This is a genomic window from Acinetobacter suaedae (genome assembly GCF_008630915.1).
Taxonomy (GTDB): Bacteria; Pseudomonadota; Gammaproteobacteria; order Pseudomonadales; family Moraxellaceae; genus Acinetobacter; species Acinetobacter suaedae.
Map to the genome: position 1 here is coordinate 1,146,295 of NZ_CP043909.1, position 17,226 is coordinate 1,163,520.

The 17,226-nt window shown below is 38.3% G+C and carries 22 protein-coding genes; 14 read left to right on the forward strand and 8 right to left on the reverse strand.

The window, feature by feature from the left end:
- The first annotated feature begins 7 nt into the window (after positions 1 to 7).
- Together F2A31_RS05335 and F2A31_RS05340 are read left to right on the forward strand one after the other, a co-directional pair.
- Positions 8 to 1,510, forward strand: coding sequence for a tripartite tricarboxylate transporter permease (locus F2A31_RS05335; protein ID WP_005089731.1), 1,503 nt, complete (start codon positions 8 to 10; stop codon positions 1,508 to 1,510).
- Between the two features lie 459 nt (positions 1,511 to 1,969).
- A complete protein-coding gene (locus F2A31_RS05340; protein ID WP_150027682.1) occupies positions 1,970 to 2,197 on the forward strand; it encodes a hypothetical protein in 228 nt (75 codons plus the stop codon).
- Between the two features lie 144 nt (positions 2,198 to 2,341).
- Here the strand turns inward: F2A31_RS05340 and F2A31_RS05345 are convergent, their stop codons facing one another.
- On the reverse strand, positions 2,342 to 2,572 hold the full coding sequence (locus F2A31_RS05345; protein ID WP_004639899.1) for a hypothetical protein: 231 nt from the start codon (positions 2,570 to 2,572) through the stop codon (positions 2,342 to 2,344).
- 290 nt (positions 2,573 to 2,862) lie between these two features.
- Between F2A31_RS05345 and F2A31_RS05350 the strand changes: the two genes are divergently transcribed.
- Entirely contained in the window at positions 2,863 to 3,474 is a 612-nt protein-coding gene (locus F2A31_RS05350) for a LexA family protein (RefSeq protein WP_150025504.1), read from the forward strand.
- Between the two features lie 4 nt (positions 3,475 to 3,478).
- The gene (locus tag F2A31_RS05355) at positions 3,479 to 4,777 is read left to right on the forward strand and encodes a Y-family DNA polymerase (RefSeq protein WP_150025505.1); all 1,299 of its coding nucleotides are present in this window, start codon (positions 3,479 to 3,481) and stop codon (positions 4,775 to 4,777) included.
- 61 nt (positions 4,778 to 4,838) lie between these two features.
- Here the strand turns inward: F2A31_RS05355 and F2A31_RS05360 are convergent, their stop codons facing one another.
- From F2A31_RS05360 to F2A31_RS05370, 3 genes are all read right to left on the reverse strand, one after another.
- Complete coding sequence (locus F2A31_RS05360) at positions 4,839 to 5,303, reverse strand: SRPBCC family protein (RefSeq protein ID WP_150025506.1); 465 nt, start codon at positions 5,301 to 5,303, stop codon at positions 4,839 to 4,841.
- Complete coding sequence (locus F2A31_RS05365; protein ID WP_017394480.1) at positions 5,293 to 5,640, reverse strand: ArsR/SmtB family transcription factor; 348 nt, start codon at positions 5,638 to 5,640, stop codon at positions 5,293 to 5,295. Before F2A31_RS05365 ends, F2A31_RS05360 begins: the two co-directional genes overlap by 11 nt.
- A gap of 142 nt (positions 5,641 to 5,782) precedes the next feature.
- Entirely contained in the window at positions 5,783 to 6,883 is a 1,101-nt protein-coding gene (locus tag F2A31_RS05370; RefSeq protein WP_150025507.1) for an MBL fold metallo-hydrolase, read from the reverse strand.
- Positions 6,884 to 7,149: 266 nt separating this feature from the next.
- Here F2A31_RS05370 and F2A31_RS05375 point away from each other — a divergent pair, with 266 nt between their 5' ends.
- The 6 genes from F2A31_RS05375 (at position 7,150) to F2A31_RS05400 (ending at position 11,834) form a co-directional block, all read left to right on the forward strand.
- Positions 7,150 to 7,800 (forward strand): hypothetical protein, encoded by a 651-nt coding sequence (locus F2A31_RS05375; protein WP_150025508.1) that lies wholly within the window; start codon positions 7,150 to 7,152, stop codon positions 7,798 to 7,800.
- Between the two features lie 17 nt (positions 7,801 to 7,817).
- Positions 7,818 to 8,783, forward strand: a complete 966-nt coding sequence (locus F2A31_RS05380) for a 2-hydroxyacid dehydrogenase (RefSeq protein WP_150025509.1) — start codon at positions 7,818 to 7,820, stop codon at positions 8,781 to 8,783.
- A gap of 101 nt (positions 8,784 to 8,884) precedes the next feature.
- A complete protein-coding gene (locus F2A31_RS05385; protein WP_008942019.1) occupies positions 8,885 to 9,472 on the forward strand; it encodes a 1-acyl-sn-glycerol-3-phosphate acyltransferase in 588 nt (195 codons plus the stop codon).
- A gap of 124 nt (positions 9,473 to 9,596) precedes the next feature.
- Positions 9,597 to 11,039 carry a M48 family metalloprotease gene (locus F2A31_RS05390; protein WP_005084702.1) on the forward strand — a complete coding sequence of 481 codons (1,443 nt, stop codon included), beginning with the start codon at positions 9,597 to 9,599 and terminating at the stop codon, positions 11,037 to 11,039.
- A gap of 33 nt (positions 11,040 to 11,072) precedes the next feature.
- Positions 11,073 to 11,438, forward strand: coding sequence for a GFA family protein (locus F2A31_RS05395; RefSeq protein WP_150025510.1), 366 nt, complete (start codon positions 11,073 to 11,075; stop codon positions 11,436 to 11,438).
- Between the two features lie 36 nt (positions 11,439 to 11,474).
- Positions 11,475 to 11,834, forward strand: a complete 360-nt coding sequence (locus F2A31_RS05400; protein WP_150025511.1) for a hypothetical protein — start codon at positions 11,475 to 11,477, stop codon at positions 11,832 to 11,834.
- Positions 11,835 to 11,911: 77 nt separating this feature from the next.
- Here F2A31_RS05400 and F2A31_RS05405 read toward each other — a convergent pair whose 3' ends face one another.
- Together F2A31_RS05405 and rpsU are read right to left on the reverse strand one after the other, a co-directional pair.
- Complete coding sequence (locus tag F2A31_RS05405; protein ID WP_150025512.1) at positions 11,912 to 12,358, reverse strand: GatB/YqeY domain-containing protein; 447 nt, start codon at positions 12,356 to 12,358, stop codon at positions 11,912 to 11,914.
- Between the two features lie 29 nt (positions 12,359 to 12,387).
- Positions 12,388 to 12,603 (reverse strand): 30S ribosomal protein S21, encoded by a 216-nt coding sequence (gene rpsU / locus F2A31_RS05410; RefSeq protein WP_005084707.1) that lies wholly within the window; start codon positions 12,601 to 12,603, stop codon positions 12,388 to 12,390.
- Between the two features lie 144 nt (positions 12,604 to 12,747).
- Between rpsU and tsaD the strand changes: the two genes are divergently transcribed.
- From tsaD to F2A31_RS05430, 4 genes are read left to right on the forward strand one after another with little or no spacing between them, the layout of a single operon-like run.
- Entirely contained in the window at positions 12,748 to 13,755 is a 1,008-nt protein-coding gene (gene tsaD / locus F2A31_RS05415) for a tRNA (adenosine(37)-N6)-threonylcarbamoyltransferase complex transferase subunit TsaD (RefSeq protein WP_150025513.1), read from the forward strand.
- 1 nt (position 13,756) lies between these two features.
- Complete coding sequence (locus F2A31_RS05420) at positions 13,757 to 14,200, forward strand: AAA family ATPase (protein WP_150025514.1); 444 nt, start codon at positions 13,757 to 13,759, stop codon at positions 14,198 to 14,200.
- A gap of 8 nt (positions 14,201 to 14,208) precedes the next feature.
- Entirely contained in the window at positions 14,209 to 14,976 is a 768-nt protein-coding gene (locus F2A31_RS05425) for a tRNA(His) guanylyltransferase Thg1 family protein (protein ID WP_150025515.1), read from the forward strand.
- A gap of 26 nt (positions 14,977 to 15,002) precedes the next feature.
- Positions 15,003 to 15,506 carry a hypothetical protein gene (locus F2A31_RS05430; RefSeq protein WP_150025516.1) on the forward strand — a complete coding sequence of 168 codons (504 nt, stop codon included), beginning with the start codon at positions 15,003 to 15,005 and terminating at the stop codon, positions 15,504 to 15,506.
- Between the two features lie 96 nt (positions 15,507 to 15,602).
- Here F2A31_RS05430 and F2A31_RS05435 read toward each other — a convergent pair whose 3' ends face one another.
- Positions 15,603 to 16,526 carry a DMT family transporter gene (locus tag F2A31_RS05435; RefSeq protein ID WP_150025517.1) on the reverse strand — a complete coding sequence of 308 codons (924 nt, stop codon included), beginning with the start codon at positions 16,524 to 16,526 and terminating at the stop codon, positions 15,603 to 15,605.
- Positions 16,523 to 17,101, reverse strand: a complete 579-nt coding sequence (locus tag F2A31_RS05440) for a TetR/AcrR family transcriptional regulator (protein WP_150025518.1) — start codon at positions 17,099 to 17,101, stop codon at positions 16,523 to 16,525. The genes F2A31_RS05435 and F2A31_RS05440 overlap by 4 nt, the downstream gene beginning before the upstream one ends.
- Positions 17,102 to 17,226 lie beyond the last annotated feature (125 nt).

The window sequence follows — 17,226 nt, forward strand, 5'->3', positions numbered from 1 at the left end:
CAAATTTATGGACGTATTAAGTTTCTTAATGACTGGCTTTGAGGTTGCACTGCAGCCACAAAATTTATTAATTGCATTTATTGGTGCATTTGTTGGAACTATTGTGGGATTGCTTCCTGGTTTGGGGCCAATTAATGGTGTTGCGATACTTTTACCTTTTGCATATGCATTGGGTTTGCCAGTTGAGAGCGCATTAATTTTACTTGCTGCAGTTTATCTGGGTTGTGAGTATGGAGGGCGAATTTCGGCAATTTTAATTAATGTTCCAGGTGACGCTGGTGCCATTATGACCACGATGGATGGCTATCCTTTAGCTCAGCAAGGTAAAGCTGGTATTGCTTTATCACTTTCCTCAGTGAGTTCATTTATTGGAAGTATGGTTGCTTTTATTGGAATTGTTTTTTTTGCACCGATTTTAGCGAACTGGGCGATTGCATTTGGGCCAGCAGAATACTTTGCTTTGATGGTTTTTGCGATTGTGTGTCTAACTGGTTTGGTGAGCACTCAGCCCTTTAAAACATTAATCATGGCTTTGATTGGGTTGGGTTTGTCCACGGTTGGTATGGATGCAATTACAGGCGTATATCGTTTTACTTTTGATAGTGTGGGGTTAAGTGATGGTATTGCTTTTACAACCATCGTAATTGGTCTGTTCAGTGTCAGTGAAATTCTTCTACTATTGGAAAGAACAACCGTTGGAAAGGTTGTACTTGCTCAAGGCAAAAGATCTTTATTTAATTTAAAAGAGTTATTGAGCTCATTAGCAACCATTATTCGAAGTTCATTCATTGGATTTTTTTCAGGAATTTTACCTGGGGCGGGGGCAAGTGTAGCGAGTGCTATGGCGTATACCACTGAACGTAAGCTGGCGGGTGAAAAAGGTAAGTTTGGTCAAGGAGACTTGCGAGGATTGGCTGCTCCAGAAAGTGCAAATAATGCCGCTGCATGTGGATCATTTATTCCCATGCTAACTTTGGGTGTGCCTGGATCGGGTACAACAGCCGTTATGATGGGAGCTTTGACGTTATATAACATTACACCAGGCCCTCAACTGTTTGCAGAACAACCTGTATTAGTCTGGGCTTTGATTGCTTCGCTGATGGTTGGGAATATTATTCTTTTGGTTTTAAACTTACCATTAGTTGGTTTTTTTGCCAAACTACTTAATATTCCTAACTATATTCTTATCCCTGTAATTGCAACAGTTAGTTTCGTCGGTGTTTATGCAATTCATAGTACGATTTTTGATTTATTACTGTGTATTGGTTTAGGTGTTGTCGGCTATATATTAAGAAAGTTTGATTTTCCATTGGCTCCTTTAATCTTAGGCTTTGTCCTTGGTGAATTAATGGAGTCCAATCTACGCCGTGCTCTTTCTATTTCTCATGGTGAGCTAAACATTCTGTGGGATAGCAATATAAGTATAGGCTTGTGGGTGATGTCAGGATTGCTTCTGATTTTACCATTTGTCAGAAAATACTTATTTGTCAAAAGACAAATGCGGAAATAAGCTCTTTTAAAGGTCAGGATTCCTGACCTTTTTTATGATTATGGAAAAGATTGCTTTCAACTCTCTGGGTTTGTATTTGCCTACATTGGTGTTATTGCTGTGAATTATTTTGAATTACGACGGCTTTGGTTATAGATGGAGATTGTATCTAGCCGATTACTCGTTTTGATAAGAAAAATTGATCGTCACTCGATAAGTTGAATTAAGTTAGCTGCATCGATTATGGTTTAGGGGTGTACTTTTGTGTGTGTGAAACAAAGCATTTCTTTGTAACCCGATGGTTAAATAAAGATACAACTTATTTTATTTTTAAATAATAAAATTCAATGTCTTACGTGGGTTGGCAATAAAAATATAATAATTATAACTCTTGTTACAACGCCATAGTCGACAAACATTCGAAATTTTTACATAGTTCTATACAGATAAAATTGGGAATCGGGAGAATTACTCATGAATATGAATAAGGTCACGGTAAGGGTAAAGGATCAAGAAGAAAATGAATCAATTGTTATTGCGCAATTGAATGAACTTGAGGACCATGAGGTTTCATTTTTCAAACGAGTAGAGCATATTGAAATTGATGGTCGTGCGATCTTTCCAAATATGGATTTGCTGTTTGAAGATGAGTTCGATGGGAAAATTTATAAATTAGTTGCTTTAGTGAATGACAAAAGACCAGTGTAATAATGAAATGATCCATTCTAGCCCGAATAAAAATGCCCATTGATTTGTATAAAATCAGTGGGCTTTAATTTAATTTGACTCAATTGATTCGTTATCATTGTTGATTATTCTGAAGTTTATGTCTGGGAGTATTGCACGGATATACTAAGTAATCGGGTTAAGTCCTTTCACAATATCTTTAAACTCAGAACCATTTAACCAAAAAGATTTCTTTAAAAATAGCGTCGTCATAATACTTTCAGCAGCTTCACTATTTTCGTTTTCACAGAATATTCCATAGCTATTACCAAGAACAGTATTGTTCTCAATGAGACGAATAAAGAAAGCATGTTGTTCGTCAGCATAACCAAGAATAGCATCGCGTTGATTGTTCATTTTTCATGTCTCCACATCAAAAATATTTGCATAAAGCTTACTATTTAGAGATCAAATATATTCGTGAATTAGATCAATAACTTAATGTCTTAGATACAAGAGCTGTGTATTAAGTTATTCATTTAAAACAGTAATTTAATTTGTTCAACATCCTTGTCTTATTTGAACAAGCTGAAATCTGATCTATGAAATTCATTGTTATGCAAAATTAATTTTTCGTCAACTTGAATTTGTAACTTTTTCAAGTTAAATTAACTGAAAGCGTTTTTAACTTGGGTAAGGGGGAAGTTATGTCCAAAAAGACTGAATCTGAGCATGGTGGAGCCAGAGCCAATGCAGGACGAAAATCCCAATTCAGTGAACCGACTAAAGTGATTCGTGTTCCTGAATCTCAGGTCGATTTCATCAAAAAATGGTTACTGAATAATGTCAAAACTGGCGCACGGAATGATTTGACGTCGACAATGAAAATCCAAAACGTGCAGGCAAAGAATGATCGAATTTATCATATTCCACTAGCAACTGAACGTGTTGCAGCAGGTTTTCCTTCACCTGCTCAAGATCACGTCGAGCAAGCTTTGGATTTAAATGAGTTTTTAATTCGAAATGAAAACTCAACATTTATCGTGAAAGCCAATTCACTGTCGATGTTGGATGCTGGGATTGATATTGATGATCCTTTGGTTGTGGATCGAAGTATTCCTGCCAAGTCAGGTGATATTGTGATTGCTCTGATTGATAACGACTTTACTGTAAAACGTTTAATGATCGATCATCATTTCAATCCTCCAAAAGTTTGGCTAAAAGCAGAAAATCCTGATTATCAAAATATTTATATCACTGAAGGACAGGAGTTAGTGATTTGGGGCGTCGTGACCTATAACTTGAAGCCAATGAGATAAACTTATGCCATTACCACAACGTATTTTTGCTTTGGTCGATGTAAATAATGCTTATGTTAGTTGTGAGCGTGTGTTTAATCCAAAGCTAGAGAATCGTCCTGTGGTGGTTTTGTCGAATAACGATGGTTGTGTTGTTTCCCGCTCGTATGAGGCAAAACAATTGGGTATTCGAATGGCTGTACCATTTTTCCAAATTGAAGAGATCATTCGCCAGCAGCATGTTGCCGTATTTTCAAGTAACTATGCCTTATATGCAGAAATGTCTCGGCGATTTATGAATATCTTGGCAAGCTTTGTTGATCCTTGTGAGCAGGAAGTCTATTCAATAGATGAGTGCTTTTTAGAACTTACAGCTTATCAACATCATTATGATCTAAGCGAGTATGCATTTCAGATTCTGTCTACTGTAAAGAAATGGTTGGGTCTACCTTGTTGTATTGGAATTGGTTATTCAAAAACGCAAGCAAAGCTCGCAAATCATTTGGCAAAAACGCATGCCAGTTTTAACGGAGTTTGTAATCTCGTTGATGAGGATCCTTGCATCATCGAGGATTTATTAATGCACACCCCTGTAGGAGAGGTATGGGGGGTGGGACGAAAAATTCGTCAGCGTTTGGAAAAAATGAATATCCACTCTGTGATGGATTTGCTCCAAACTGATCCGAAAAGGATGGGTAAGCATTTTTCGGTGGTATTGGAAAATACGGTTAAAGAGCTTCAGGGCGTTGCATGTTTAGAAATCGAAGATGTCATTTCTGATCGTCAGCAAATTTTAAGTAGTCGTTCATTTGGACAACCGATTGAAGATAAAAATAGCCTCAGTGGTGCACTTACCGAATTTGCTTTACGTGCAGTTGAACGACTTAGGAAACAAAAATTATTGTGTAAAGCCGTGGGTATAAGTATCCGCACCAATCGATTCAATAAGGACGCGTATTATCGGCCTTTTACGGTGGTGTATTTGGTCGATTATAGTGATGACCGTTTAGTGATTATGAAAGCGGTACAACAGGGCTTAGATCGGATTTATCAGGCAGGGCATCGCTATAAAAAAGCAGAAGTTATTTTGTTAGATATTATTCCTCAACATCGTCATGCCGTTGATTTGTTCTATAACACAGAAGAAATGCTGACCCGACAAAATCTTTCGGTTGCGTTTGATGAAATTAATGAGCGGTTTGGGCGAGATGTAATGACTTTTGGACGCTTGATTGGTCCACAAGGGCGAGCGTGGGGAATGACCCAAAACCATAAATCACCAAGCTACCTAACAAAGTGGGAGGATGTGTTAAGGGTTGGCTAAATGGCCTAAAAGTAAAAAAGACAGGTCGAAGCCTGTCTAGGGTGATAATATAAAGCATAGACTATAAACTTTTTGCATAGGCTTCGAGTTGATCGACCACAGTTCCCCAGCCACTGAAAAAGCCCATGTCTTCATGTTGTTGTCGAGCTGTGGGTGTGCGGTGACGTGCAATCGCTGTATATTTGGTTGAGCCATTACCAAGGTCTTCAAACAAAATAATCGCAGTCATAAATGGATTTTCACTTGGTTTCCAGTCTTCAGTATAAGCATCAGTAAACACTAATTTTTCATGCTCAATAATTTCTAAAAATACACCGTGATTCGGGATCTGATTACCATCGACATCAAATAGCGTATTAAATTTTCCTCCCACTCTTAAATCAATTTCACAAGACACAATCGAATGAGGTTTGGGAATAAAGAAGTGTTTAATATGCTCTGGCGTAGTCCAACATTCCCAGAGTAATTCACTTGGTACATTGACAGTTCGCTCTAGTTTTAGATCTGTTTGAGGATCAAGGTTCATTTTTTCTTTTCCTTTGTAAATTGAGTGCGTAGTCTTCTAATTGATTTAAGCGTGTTTCCCACATGGTTTGTTGTTGATGTAACCAGTGTTGCACAGGATTTAAGGCATTGGGGCTAAGTGCATATGTTCTGACTCTGCCATTTTTTAGGGTTGTGATAAGTCCAGCTTCTTCTAGTTTTCTCAAGTGTTTCAGAAAAGAAGGTAATGCCATCGCATGTTCTTCTGCTAATGATGTCGTGGTCGCGTCACCATGAGACAGACGAGTCAAGATAGCTCTGCGTGTTGGATCACTTAAAGCATTAAATAAAAGATCGAGTTGCGAATCATACTTAGCCATATAGCTAAGTATTAGCTTAAAAAAAACACAAGTCAAGAAAAACTTATCCAAAAGGCTAAGTTTCCCAGTAACTCAGTTGTAGTACATGCTCATAAATAAAAAATGATGGTTTGATATTCAATGCTCAAACTCCTTAGTGAGCTCACCGAATATTTTCCCACCATTGTTTAAAGCGCTGATGATCGTTATCGAGTTCAACTAACTCACCAATCATCGGTGTCGCAAGTCGATACTTTCTCGATTTTGAATATTCTGTAATTCTAGTAATTGGTTCATACCACGGATGTTTGGCTAAACTAAACTTGGAATGATGTACAGGAATCATATTACGTGCATTCAATTCCTCAGTGGCTTGAGCAACCTCATTCGGGTGACAATGTACCGCATGCCAAGCGGCATCATATTGTCCATTTTCCATCAATGCCCAATCGAAAGGCCCATATTTTTCACCGATTTCGACAAAGTGTTTGTTATAGCCACCATCGCCTGTGTAAAAAATCTTTTTATTTGGTGATTGAATAATAAATGAAATCCATAGATTTTTGCCGCCATCGAAAGCACGTCTTGAGTCGTGATGAGTGGTCTCGGTGATGATAGTAATACCATCGTCAAACTCAATGCGATCTCCCCAATCTTTTTCAATCAGTATATCTTTGGGATAACCCCAATATTCAAAATGTTCACCAACACCGAGCCCTGTGATCACATATTTAACTTTGTTCTTTAATTGCAAAATGGTTTTATAATCCAAATGATCATAGTGATCATGTGAAATCAGTAAATAATCAATATCAGGTAATTCATCGACGGTATAGATATCAGTTCCTCGATAAGCACGAGTTCCCCAAGGCAGAGGCGAGACTTTGCCACTCATGACTGGGTCAATTAAAAACGTTTTACCGTGGAGCTGCATAAAAACAGAAGAATGCCCGAACCAGATGATGACATCCTGTTGAGGATTGAGAGTCCGTAAGTTGGTTTTAACCGAAGGGATAATATCTTTGGGGTGACGATGCGGAATGGTTTTAATAAAGGTTCTATATAGTTCAATGAAGGTGTGGGAGCAATCTGTCATGCCTCGTTTGTCGGTGAGATTGCGAAATTGACCTTGTCTATAGTTGGGAGAGTTTTGAATACGTTGTAGTCGTTCCCCGGAGGGGAGTTTTCCAAAAAGAGGGTGTCGTGTATAGAGAAAACAGATAAAAATAAGTAGGCTTAGAGCGAGAGCAAAAACAATAAGCATAAATCGCATTACCTTTTATTTGAGCATTCGATAGTCAATATTAATAGAAAGTAAAAGCGACAAAATGATGAAACATTAATAAAAAGTCGATGAATGAAAATGTCGTGATCGTGATATAGCTTATTTTTATTGTGATCATGCAAAGCTGAAAAAGTAAGTCAGCGGTGACATGATTGAGCAAAACGAAGCCATTAGCGGGAAGTGGTTTATGCTAGACTATATGTGGATAACAGTATTCATCACTGTGAATAAAATGAGTAAATAAGATGATTGGGCAGCAGAGAAACATATTAGCAGCGATGGGAATAGATGTTTGGATTCCTAGAGACGTTGTATGTCAAAAAAATACTGCGCCAAGTCTGTGGCGAGATCAGATCATTGATCAACCGACTCAATACAGTGAACCTATACCGAACAGTGCTCGTATTATTCAAGATGCTCCAATGGCATCTGTGGAAACTCAGCCAGCGACAGTCCGAGAGAGTTCACAACAGGTTGAGCTTGTTGAAAACTCCGTTGTGAAAGCTCCTGTTGTGGAAAAAGAGCAAATCGTCATTACTGCGCCAGTCCAAGCGTTTGAGTTGCAGATGTACGTTCTAGAAAATTGCGCTATTTTATTGGAAAGTAGTCAGCTAAATGATGCACAACGACAACTATGGCAAAATATTCAAAAAGCTCGACTTGGTCAGTATGCTGAATTGAAATGGCCATTTCCACTGGCTGCTTTTCAGGAAAGTCGTGGACTTTCGTCTTATATTCAAGGCTTTTTAGATGCAACAGCAAACAATAAAAAAATTCTTTGCCTTGGCCAGCTCGATTTTATTCAACATACCAATATATTGCATCTTGCAAGTTTAGAGGAAATGATTGCTCAACCTTTATTAAAAAGACGGTTATGGCAGCTTATGCAGTCGTAGGAAATGGAAAGCTCAGAATGAAGAAAGTTGTTGTATTTAGTCAAATTGATCAAGACGTTTTAGCGCGCTTACAACAAAGTTATCAGGTTGTGGTTCTCAACCCTAAACTAGGGGATATTAACGAGCAAATCCGTACTGAAGTCGTTGACGCAGATGCCATGATTGGTGCAGGACGTTTACTTAATGAAAGTAATTTAGCACCTGCACAAAAACTAAAAATCATTTCGACTGTTTCAGTTGGCTATGACAACTATGATGTTGAGTATCTAAATCAAAGAAAAATTTGGCTTGCGAATACGCCACATGTATTGACTGAAACAACAGCGGATTTAGCTTTTAGTTTGCTACTCAGTGCAGCGCGTAAGATTCCACAGTTAGATAGTTGGACCAAGCAAGGACAATGGAAACGAACAGTACCAACGGATCAATTTGGTGTGGATGTTTTCGGTAAAACCCTCGGTATTATTGGGTTAGGTCATATCGGTGCAGCCATTGCACGTCGCGGTTTTTATGGTTTCAATATGAATATTTTGTATCATAACCGCCGTGAAAAAATCGAAGTTGCTCAAGCCGTTAATGCGCAATATCGAGAGTTAGATCAATTATTACAACAATCTGATTTTGTCGTGGTTGCGGTGGATCTAAATAATGAGTCAAAAGCACTGGTGGGTGAAGCACAATTTGATCTCATGCAAAAACATGCGGTGTTCGTGAATATTGCACGTGGTTCAGTGGTTGATGAAGATGCTCTCATCCAAGCATTGCAACAAAATAAAATCTTTGCAGCAGGTTTGGATGTCTATGCAAAAGAACCTTTACAAGACTCCCCGTTATTTGAGCTTGCAAATGTAGTCACTGCACCACATATCGGTTCAGCTACTTTGGAAACACGCCAAAAGATGGTGAATCTCGCTTATCAAAACCTGATTGATGCTTTAGAAGATCGCGTACCCCGTTATTTAGTCAATCCAAAATTTGAATAATTGCTTACAACTTGATTGCTGATTAATTGTACTCAACTATCTTTTAAGCCTGCTTAATATTGATACACTTGCGCCCTTTGTAATCTGGCCTTGGGGTGCGTGTGTTCGAGAAATTAGCTGAGCAGAGTTTAGGCTTAATGGGGTGGGAGATCGACAATCATTGGGATTTGGATATTGATCAATGTGTCATGATTGCCGCACCACACACCAGTAATTGGGATGCATTATATGCGCGTTTAGCGCTTAAAGCGTTAGGAGTGAATGTTCGTCTAACGATTAAAGATAGTTATATGAAATTTCCTTTTGGCCCATTTGTACGTGCAATGGGAGGGATAGGAATTGATCGCAGTGTGAAACAACAAGATCAACAGCGACCAAGTATGGTGCAGCTCATGAGTGATTTGTTTAAAACCCATCCTAAACTTGTGATGCTTGTTACTCCAGAAGGAACTCGTGCTAAACAAGAACAATGGAAAACAGGGTTTTACCATGTGGCTGTGGCAGCAGGTGTTCCAATTGCACTGGCTTATATGGACTATGCCAAGAAAAAAACAGGGGTTGGAAAAATTGTCTATCCTTCGGGTGACTACGAAAAAGATATGACAGAGATCATGGCATTTTATGAAAATATTCACGCAAAATTTCCAGAGAAATTTAGTGTTGACCAACGTTATACATCGAGCAAATAATCTACATTTGATTGTTCGGATATAAAAGAAGACAGGAAAGCTGTCTTCTATAACACTTTGTTGCAAATTCTTCTCATTTTCGATGTTATATTAATTTTCTCCATTAGAATCATAGAGAAACCACTTGAGATCGCTGCTACTCGCATGTGGCTTAATTGCCACCACTCAAATTAGCCACACTCAGATTTTCTTGCCATCTCAAACAGCGGGACAAACAGAAGTGCCTGATATTGGCAGCGGCGTTGGTTTGCTTGATCAACAAAAAGAAAAATTTATCGGTGAAAAAGTATATCGACAAGTGCATCGTCAAATGCCAACCATTCAAGATGCTTGGTTAGAAGATCAATTTCTACAGGTTTTCTCTGGGATTCTCAGTCAAACTCAACTTGGGCAACCAATTGGTCTTATTGTTATTAAAGATCCTCAAATCAACGCGTTCGCTGTGCCAGGTGGATTATTTGCCCTGAACACAGGTTTGATTACATCAGCAAAAAATTTGGATGAAATTGCGGGTGTTATGGCGCACGAAATTGCCCATGTTACTCAACGTCATTATAGTCGCTCACAAGAAGCATTTAAGGGGCAGGGCTTACTTGCTCTCGCTGGGATTCTTGTTGGTGCTGCGATTGCATCACAGGCAGATGGTGATGTTGGGTCTGCTGTCATGATGGGAACGCAAGCCGCACTGATCGATAAGCAGCTTAGTTATAGTCGTAATCAGGAGCGTGAGGCGGATCGTATTGGTATGCAATTTATGTATGCCGCAGGCTATAACCCTCAGAGTATGGCGGATTATTTCGAAACGATGCATCGCGCGACCAGTCGAGTGAGTTTTTTACCAGACTTCTGGTTGACCCATCCATTAACCACCGAACGTATGAGTGAAGCTCGTTTACGTGCCAATCAATTACCACGAGTTAAACCTAAAATTTATGATCTCGATTTTGAAATACTGAAATGGTATACCACTGTTACGTCTAACCAAGCCAACGAAATTCAGTTATTAGCATTAGCAAATCAAAAAAATACCGCAGCTCAACTGGCGCTGAGTAAATTTTATCTTGAACAAGGTGATTATACCCAAGCTCAGGCAAATCTTGATTTGGTCAAAAATAGATTAAAGTCACATGTATTGGTGCCTTTGATCCAAACTGATATTTATCTAGGTCAAAATAAATTAGCACAAGCACATGATGCGATTAGTTCAATCCAAAAAACCATGCCTGAAAATAGAGCTTTGTCCTATAAGTTTGCTGAAGTATTGATTCGACAGGGGCAGGTAGCACAAGCGCAAAGTTTGGTACAGCGTTTCATCCATAAAAATCAGAGAGATATTCAAGGTTGGGCACTATTGCAACGTGCTGCAAATCTAGATAAAGAGTTACCATTACAAGCTGTCAATGTCTTGTGTTATCGTGCTGAGGTTGAGTATTGGTCTGGTTATGAAGAGAATGCGATTAAGTCATTGCTTCATGCGCAACGATTGGCAAAAGGTAATATGGCAATGTCTGCAAAAATTGATGCACGCTTAAAACAAATGCAAGATGACCGCCGTAGAAAAATTTAATTCTTATTAGAAAAAGTGTAATTGGGGGAGCGAATGGTTAAAGGACAATGCCTATGTGGGGCTGTGCAATATCAATATTATGCAGAGATCGAAAATAGTATTTTGTGTTATTGCCAACATTGTCAGCAAGCACAAGGTGCGATTGCAGGTTGGAATAGCCCACTAGATCAAAGCAAGTTTGAGTTTGTGATGGGGCGAGATCAACTCAAAGAATATTTCCATACACCAAATAAAGCACGCGTTTTTTGTCAGCATTGTGCAAGTCCAATTTATTCGTATCGTACGGACTTGCCCAATGTGATTCGATTGCGCCTAGGTACTGTGACTGAGGGGCATATTCCTGCGCCGACAGAAGAATTTTTTACCGAGCATAAGCCAAAATTTATTGAAGTAAGATAATATGGCAGGCTTGAGCGTTAAAGAAGTTAGAAGTTGATGAAAAAAATTATTGTTTTTATTTGTGCAATTACTTTTATGGGGATTTGTTCAGCGGCTTCAGTTGAACAATATGTGCGTACAGTAGAAAAAATAACGACAACTTACGCGCAAGATATGCGGAACTTTCTGCGTAGTTTAGATCCACAACTTTCACATTTTACGCCTGCACAACAGGCCAAATACTGTGCCATTGTGAATCAATATGTTCAAGATTCTTATGCAGCAATTGAAAAGAATAGATCACAATTACCGAGAGAGTATGCCAGTATGACCAAGCAAAATGTGATTGAGCAAGTCACTGAGTCAAAGGAAATGCAAATGCTGAAAAAATATAATATTCAGTGTGAATTTAAATAATCGAAAGACTTTGGGTTCATTGTTGCAATGAATCCAACTTTACAAAATAGGGAGTATAAATGAGGGGTTAAGCAGGATTAGCTTAATTTCGCTTTAATTTTAGCAGATACTTGTGCAGGATCGGCACGTCCGGCTATGATCGGACGTAGAGAATTCATCACCTTACCCATATCTTTCATGCTAGTAGCTTCTTGAGCAGAAATCGTTTGCTCAATGATAGAATCAAGTTCTTCCTCAGTCATAGCTGCTGGTAGAAATTGAGAAATAACCTCAACTTCGGCTTGTTCTTTACTAGCTAAATCATCTCGACCAGCGCCAGAAAAGGCTTTGATCGATTCTTTACGTTGTTTAATTTGCTTTTCAATGACCGCAAGAACCTGAGCATCGTCAAGCTCAATGCGCTCATCGACTTCGATTTGCTTAATTGCTGCTTGTAGACCGCGAATTACCGTTACTGATGCCATATCTTTGGCACGCATTGAGTTTTTTAATACGTCAGTAATTTGGTTTTTTAAAGTCGTCATAGTCTTTTCAGCAGTCAATCACAAATTAATTAGTAAAGGCGAGTAGTACGTACAGATTCGCGAGACAATTTCTTTTGGTAACGCTTAACTGCAGCAGCTTTTTTACGCTTACGTTCTTGAGTTGGTTTCTCATAGAATTCGCGCTTACGAACGTCAGCTAAAACACCCGCTTTTTCGCATGAACGCTTGAAACGACGGATAGCTACGTCTACTGGTTCGCCTTCTTTCAACTTAACTTGTGGCATGTAAAATCCTCTAAGATTATGGATAAGATCTAACGCACAATGCACTAGATCGCAAGTGAAGGTCAGTATTTTACTCATTTACAACTCAGATCACAAGTCTATAATAGCTTCGATATTATTTTTGATCGTTGTAAAGGCAGTTTAATGATAGTTTTGGGCTTAGAAACTTCGTGTGATGAAACTGGGTTAGCACTCTATGATAGCGAACTCGGCTTGCGTGGACAGGTTCTCTATAGTCAGATTAAACTTCATGCAGAATATGGTGGTGTCGTTCCTGAATTGGCATCACGTGATCATGTTCGTAAAATGATTCCTCTGATGAATCAACTGCTTGAACAAAGTGGTTTGCAAAAACATGAAATTGATGCAGTTGCTTATACACGTGGTCCTGGCTTAATGGGTGCCTTGATGACAGGTGCGTTATTTGGGCGTACTTTGGCTTTTGCTTTAAATAAACCTGCCATCGGTGTGCATCATATGGAAGGTCATATGCTTGCTCCATTACTTTCAGAAACACCACCAGAATTTCCTTTTGTTGCCTTATTGGTTTCAGGCGGACATACACAATTGATGGCGGCTTATGGCATCGGTCAGTATGAGTTACTGGGTGAGTCGATTGATGATGCCGCAGGTGAGGCTTTCGATAAAGTCGCAAAAATGATGAAGTTGCCTTACCCAGGTGGACCGAATATTGCCAAGTTGGCTTTAAATGGTGATGCTCAGGCTTTTGATTTTCCTCGCCCAATTTTACATCAAGGTCTGGATTTTTCATTTAGTGGTTTAAAAACCGCGGTTTCTGTCCAGCTTAAGAAACTTGGTGAAGAAAATCGTAATGCCGATATTGCTGCCTCTTTCCAAGAAGCAGTGGTTGATACGCTAACTAAAAAATCAGTAAAAGCTTTAAAACAAACAGGTTTAAAGCGATTGGTGATTGCTGGAGGGGTGAGTGCCAATGTGCGATTACGTGAACAATTGGAAGCTTCTCTGAAAAAGATTAAGGCTCAAGTTTATTATGCAGAGCCTGCACTATGTACCGATAATGGTGCAATGATTGCTTTTGCAGGCTATCAGCGTTTAAAAGCGGGACAGCAAGATGGTTTAGCTGTAACCACGACGCCACGTTGGCCGATGACAGATTTAGAACCGACCTAAGATGGAGCTCATCATCTTTATCGGTTGTCAGGCTTCAGGTAAATCAACTTTTTTTAAGCAATACTTTTCAGATACACATATCCGTTTAAACTTGGATATGTTGAAAACAAGACATCGTGAGAAAATATTGTTTCAAGCATGTTTAGATGCCAAACAAAAGTTTGTTGTTGATAATACTAATCCGAGTAAACTAGATCGAAAAAACTATATTCAGCAAGCAAAAAATGCCCATTTTAAAGTGATTGCTTACTATTTTGAAAGTTGTTTAGATGATGCTCTTTTACGGAATGAACAGCGTGAAGGCAAAGCAAAAATTCCCCGAGTTGGTGTGATTTCTACTTTTAAACAATTAGAAACACCAGAATTTGATGAAGGGTTTGATGAAATTTATCAAGTTTCAATTGATAAGAAATATCACTTTAATATTCGTTTGATTGAGCAATGAGAATAAAGATGCGTTTTGAAGATTTAGATACAAGGTTAAGACAATATGAAACGGCATATGATTTTTGTATTCCAGCTCAAAATTATATTGTTGTTCGTTTGGATGGACGTGGTTTTACCCGTTTAACCAAAGATATTTGGCAATTTGAAGCACCATTTGATGTACGTTTTAGAGATTTAATGGTAGAAACCACAAGCCATTTATTACAGTGTGGTTTTAATATTGTCTACGGTTATACTCAAAGTGATGAGATTTCACTTTTATTTCATTACAACGATGAAAGTTTTAATCGCAAAGAACGTAAAATCCTTTCGATATTAGCAAGTGAAGCTAGCGCAAAATTTTCAGTTATGCATGGTCAAATTGCTACTTTTGATGCTCGAGTTTGTATTTTACCCAATTCGCAATTAGTAGATGATTATTTCCGTTGGCGACAAGAGGATGCTCATCGGAACGCATTAAATGCTCACTGTTATTGGATGCTAAGAAAATCAGGTCTTTTAGTAAGCGAAGCGACTGAACAAGTTAAAGGGCTAAATCGGCAAGAAAAGCATGATTTACTCTTCTCACAGCAAATTAATTTTAATGAACTTCCTGCGTGGCAAAAACGAGGCACAGGAGTTTATTGGAAAGAAGTTGAAAAGACTGGTCTGAATCCGAAAACTGGTGGAATTACACAAACGACAAGAAGGCAGTTAGTTGCTGATTTTGATTTGCCTTTAAATGAATTCTATAGTGAATTTATACATCAAAATTTTTTGAAAATATTTTTATGAACAGTCGTTCATAATGGAGTTGTAAGTTGAAAATTTCTTATATTTTTACCTGTGGCCGATTAGAATCTTTATTTAAGATTCTATGCCTCACTCAAAAAGGTGAGGAGACGGTTGCATCAAAAGAAAAAGTAATAGAACAATATAGAAAAGATATCGCTTTAGGGCGACCATTTGAAGAAACTGAACTTTATCAATTGATTGAACAAAGTGAAGAGAAAATTGTCATCAATCGTTTAAGTAATATTCTTCGAGAAAAACCAGTTCAGCAGAAGAAAGACTTTGATGCAGACGAATATAGAACGGGCGCATGGTCTGAGTTTAATGATTATAAGTTAGCTGTTCGATTTTCTAATGCAAAAACTGAGTTAAGTGAAAAACACTTTGAAAAGACGGGTGAATACATGACCAGTCGTGGCATTGCGAAATTAACAGGTTTCAATCCAGCGAATATCAAAAATATGTTGCAGCATAAAAGAAGTGTAGTAAGAAAAATGCTGACAACTTTAGAGAAGTTAGCAAAAGAGTATTGATACTCAACTCTTATCATGAATGCAGAAATATTTTTCTGCATTCATTTCTAAGCTTTGCTTTCGACACTTATACAATTGTAGCCTATTTTTGGAAGCTTAATTGGAGTTGGGTTGATGTGCTTTGGAAAGTACGGCTAAACACAAAAAAATCAAAATCATACCTATCCAACCAATCAGTGCTAATCGCTCACCGACCAGCAATACTGCAAACAGTGCTGCAACAAGTGGCTCAAATAAAGTAAGCGTGGTTGCGGTGCTGGCAGAAATTGTTTTTAAAGCATAACCAAATAACAGATAACCGAGAAACATTGGAATAAGCATCATATAACCGACAACATAGAGGTTAATCGGTTCATCAAATAGATTAGACCCAGTAAAAAATAATGTAGGCAACAAAATTAAAGCGCCAAACCCAAATATTAAGCCCATGGAGGCTTTAGAGTCGACACCACGATCAATCATTTTCTTGGCAGCCCATGAATATAAAGAATAGGTAAGTGCTGCAATCAGTCCAAGAATAATCCCAATCGTTTTCTGATCTGTGGAGATATTTTGTGTTGATCCATGAGAATGTGATTCACCAATCGACAAAAGAAATACACCGATAACACCAAAAATGAAGCTGATAAACCATTGCTTTGATAGTGATTTTTTGTCAAAGAACTTTTCCAGGAGTGCTGTAAATAAAGGTGCTGAACCAATTGAAATGACTGTGCCAATAGTAATCCCTGCCATACGCATCGACGAATAGAAAGCCAATGGATAAATAGCGACAGAAATTACGCCAACTAACAGTAGGGGTAAATAGCTACGGATCTGGGGTAAATGACCGAGAATATTTCTATGTGCCAGTAAGGCTTGTAATAGGCCACCACCACCCATTGCAATCGCCCCAATTGCCAAAGGACTTAGATTAGGTGCATAAGATGCAGCCGTGCCTGTTGTTCCCCATAGAATTGAAGCAACTAGAACTGCGATAAATCCATAATGTGAACTTAAGTTGAATGTTGAGCTTTTCAATTTGAAATCTCTTGTTCTAATAAGGTTTGAGCCATTTGTCTAGCAGCAAAGACTTTTGTGCTTGAACTTTCCAAACCGGCGAGGACGATAGAGCCTTCTAAAAGAAAAGAAAGTAAAAGAGAAAGCTGTTTGACTTTTTCATCATCGGCAATAAATTGGCTTAGATGCTGTGCCACGATACTTTCAACTTCATCTTTATGTCTTTTCACAGCTAAACGTTCTGGACTGTGAGCAGGAAATTCTGCTGCGGCATTGAGTAGTCCACAACCACGAAAACCATTTTCGTAAGCAAATTCAGCATGATCTTGATAGGCATCAAAAACAGCGAGAATGCCTTCGATAGGTGATTGGATTGTTGCTTTTCTTTTTTCGTATAAATCTAACCATTCCTGATGACGAGCTTCGATATAGTAAGTCACCAGTTCGGATTTGGTTTTGAAATTGTTATACAGCGACATCTTGGCGACGCTAGCTTTTTCAATAATGCTATTGATCCCTGTATTGTTAATCCCATCGTTATAAAACAATACAGAGGCTGTTTCTAAGATTTTTTGTTTTGCAGATTTTGTGCTCATAAAATATCTATTAGGTATACCGATCTACCTAATATTAAGTTGATCATACATTTGAAGCAAGCATATATTGCTTTTTACTTCTGATTTGAAAATCAACTTATTGAAAATGAAGCGATAAAAATTAT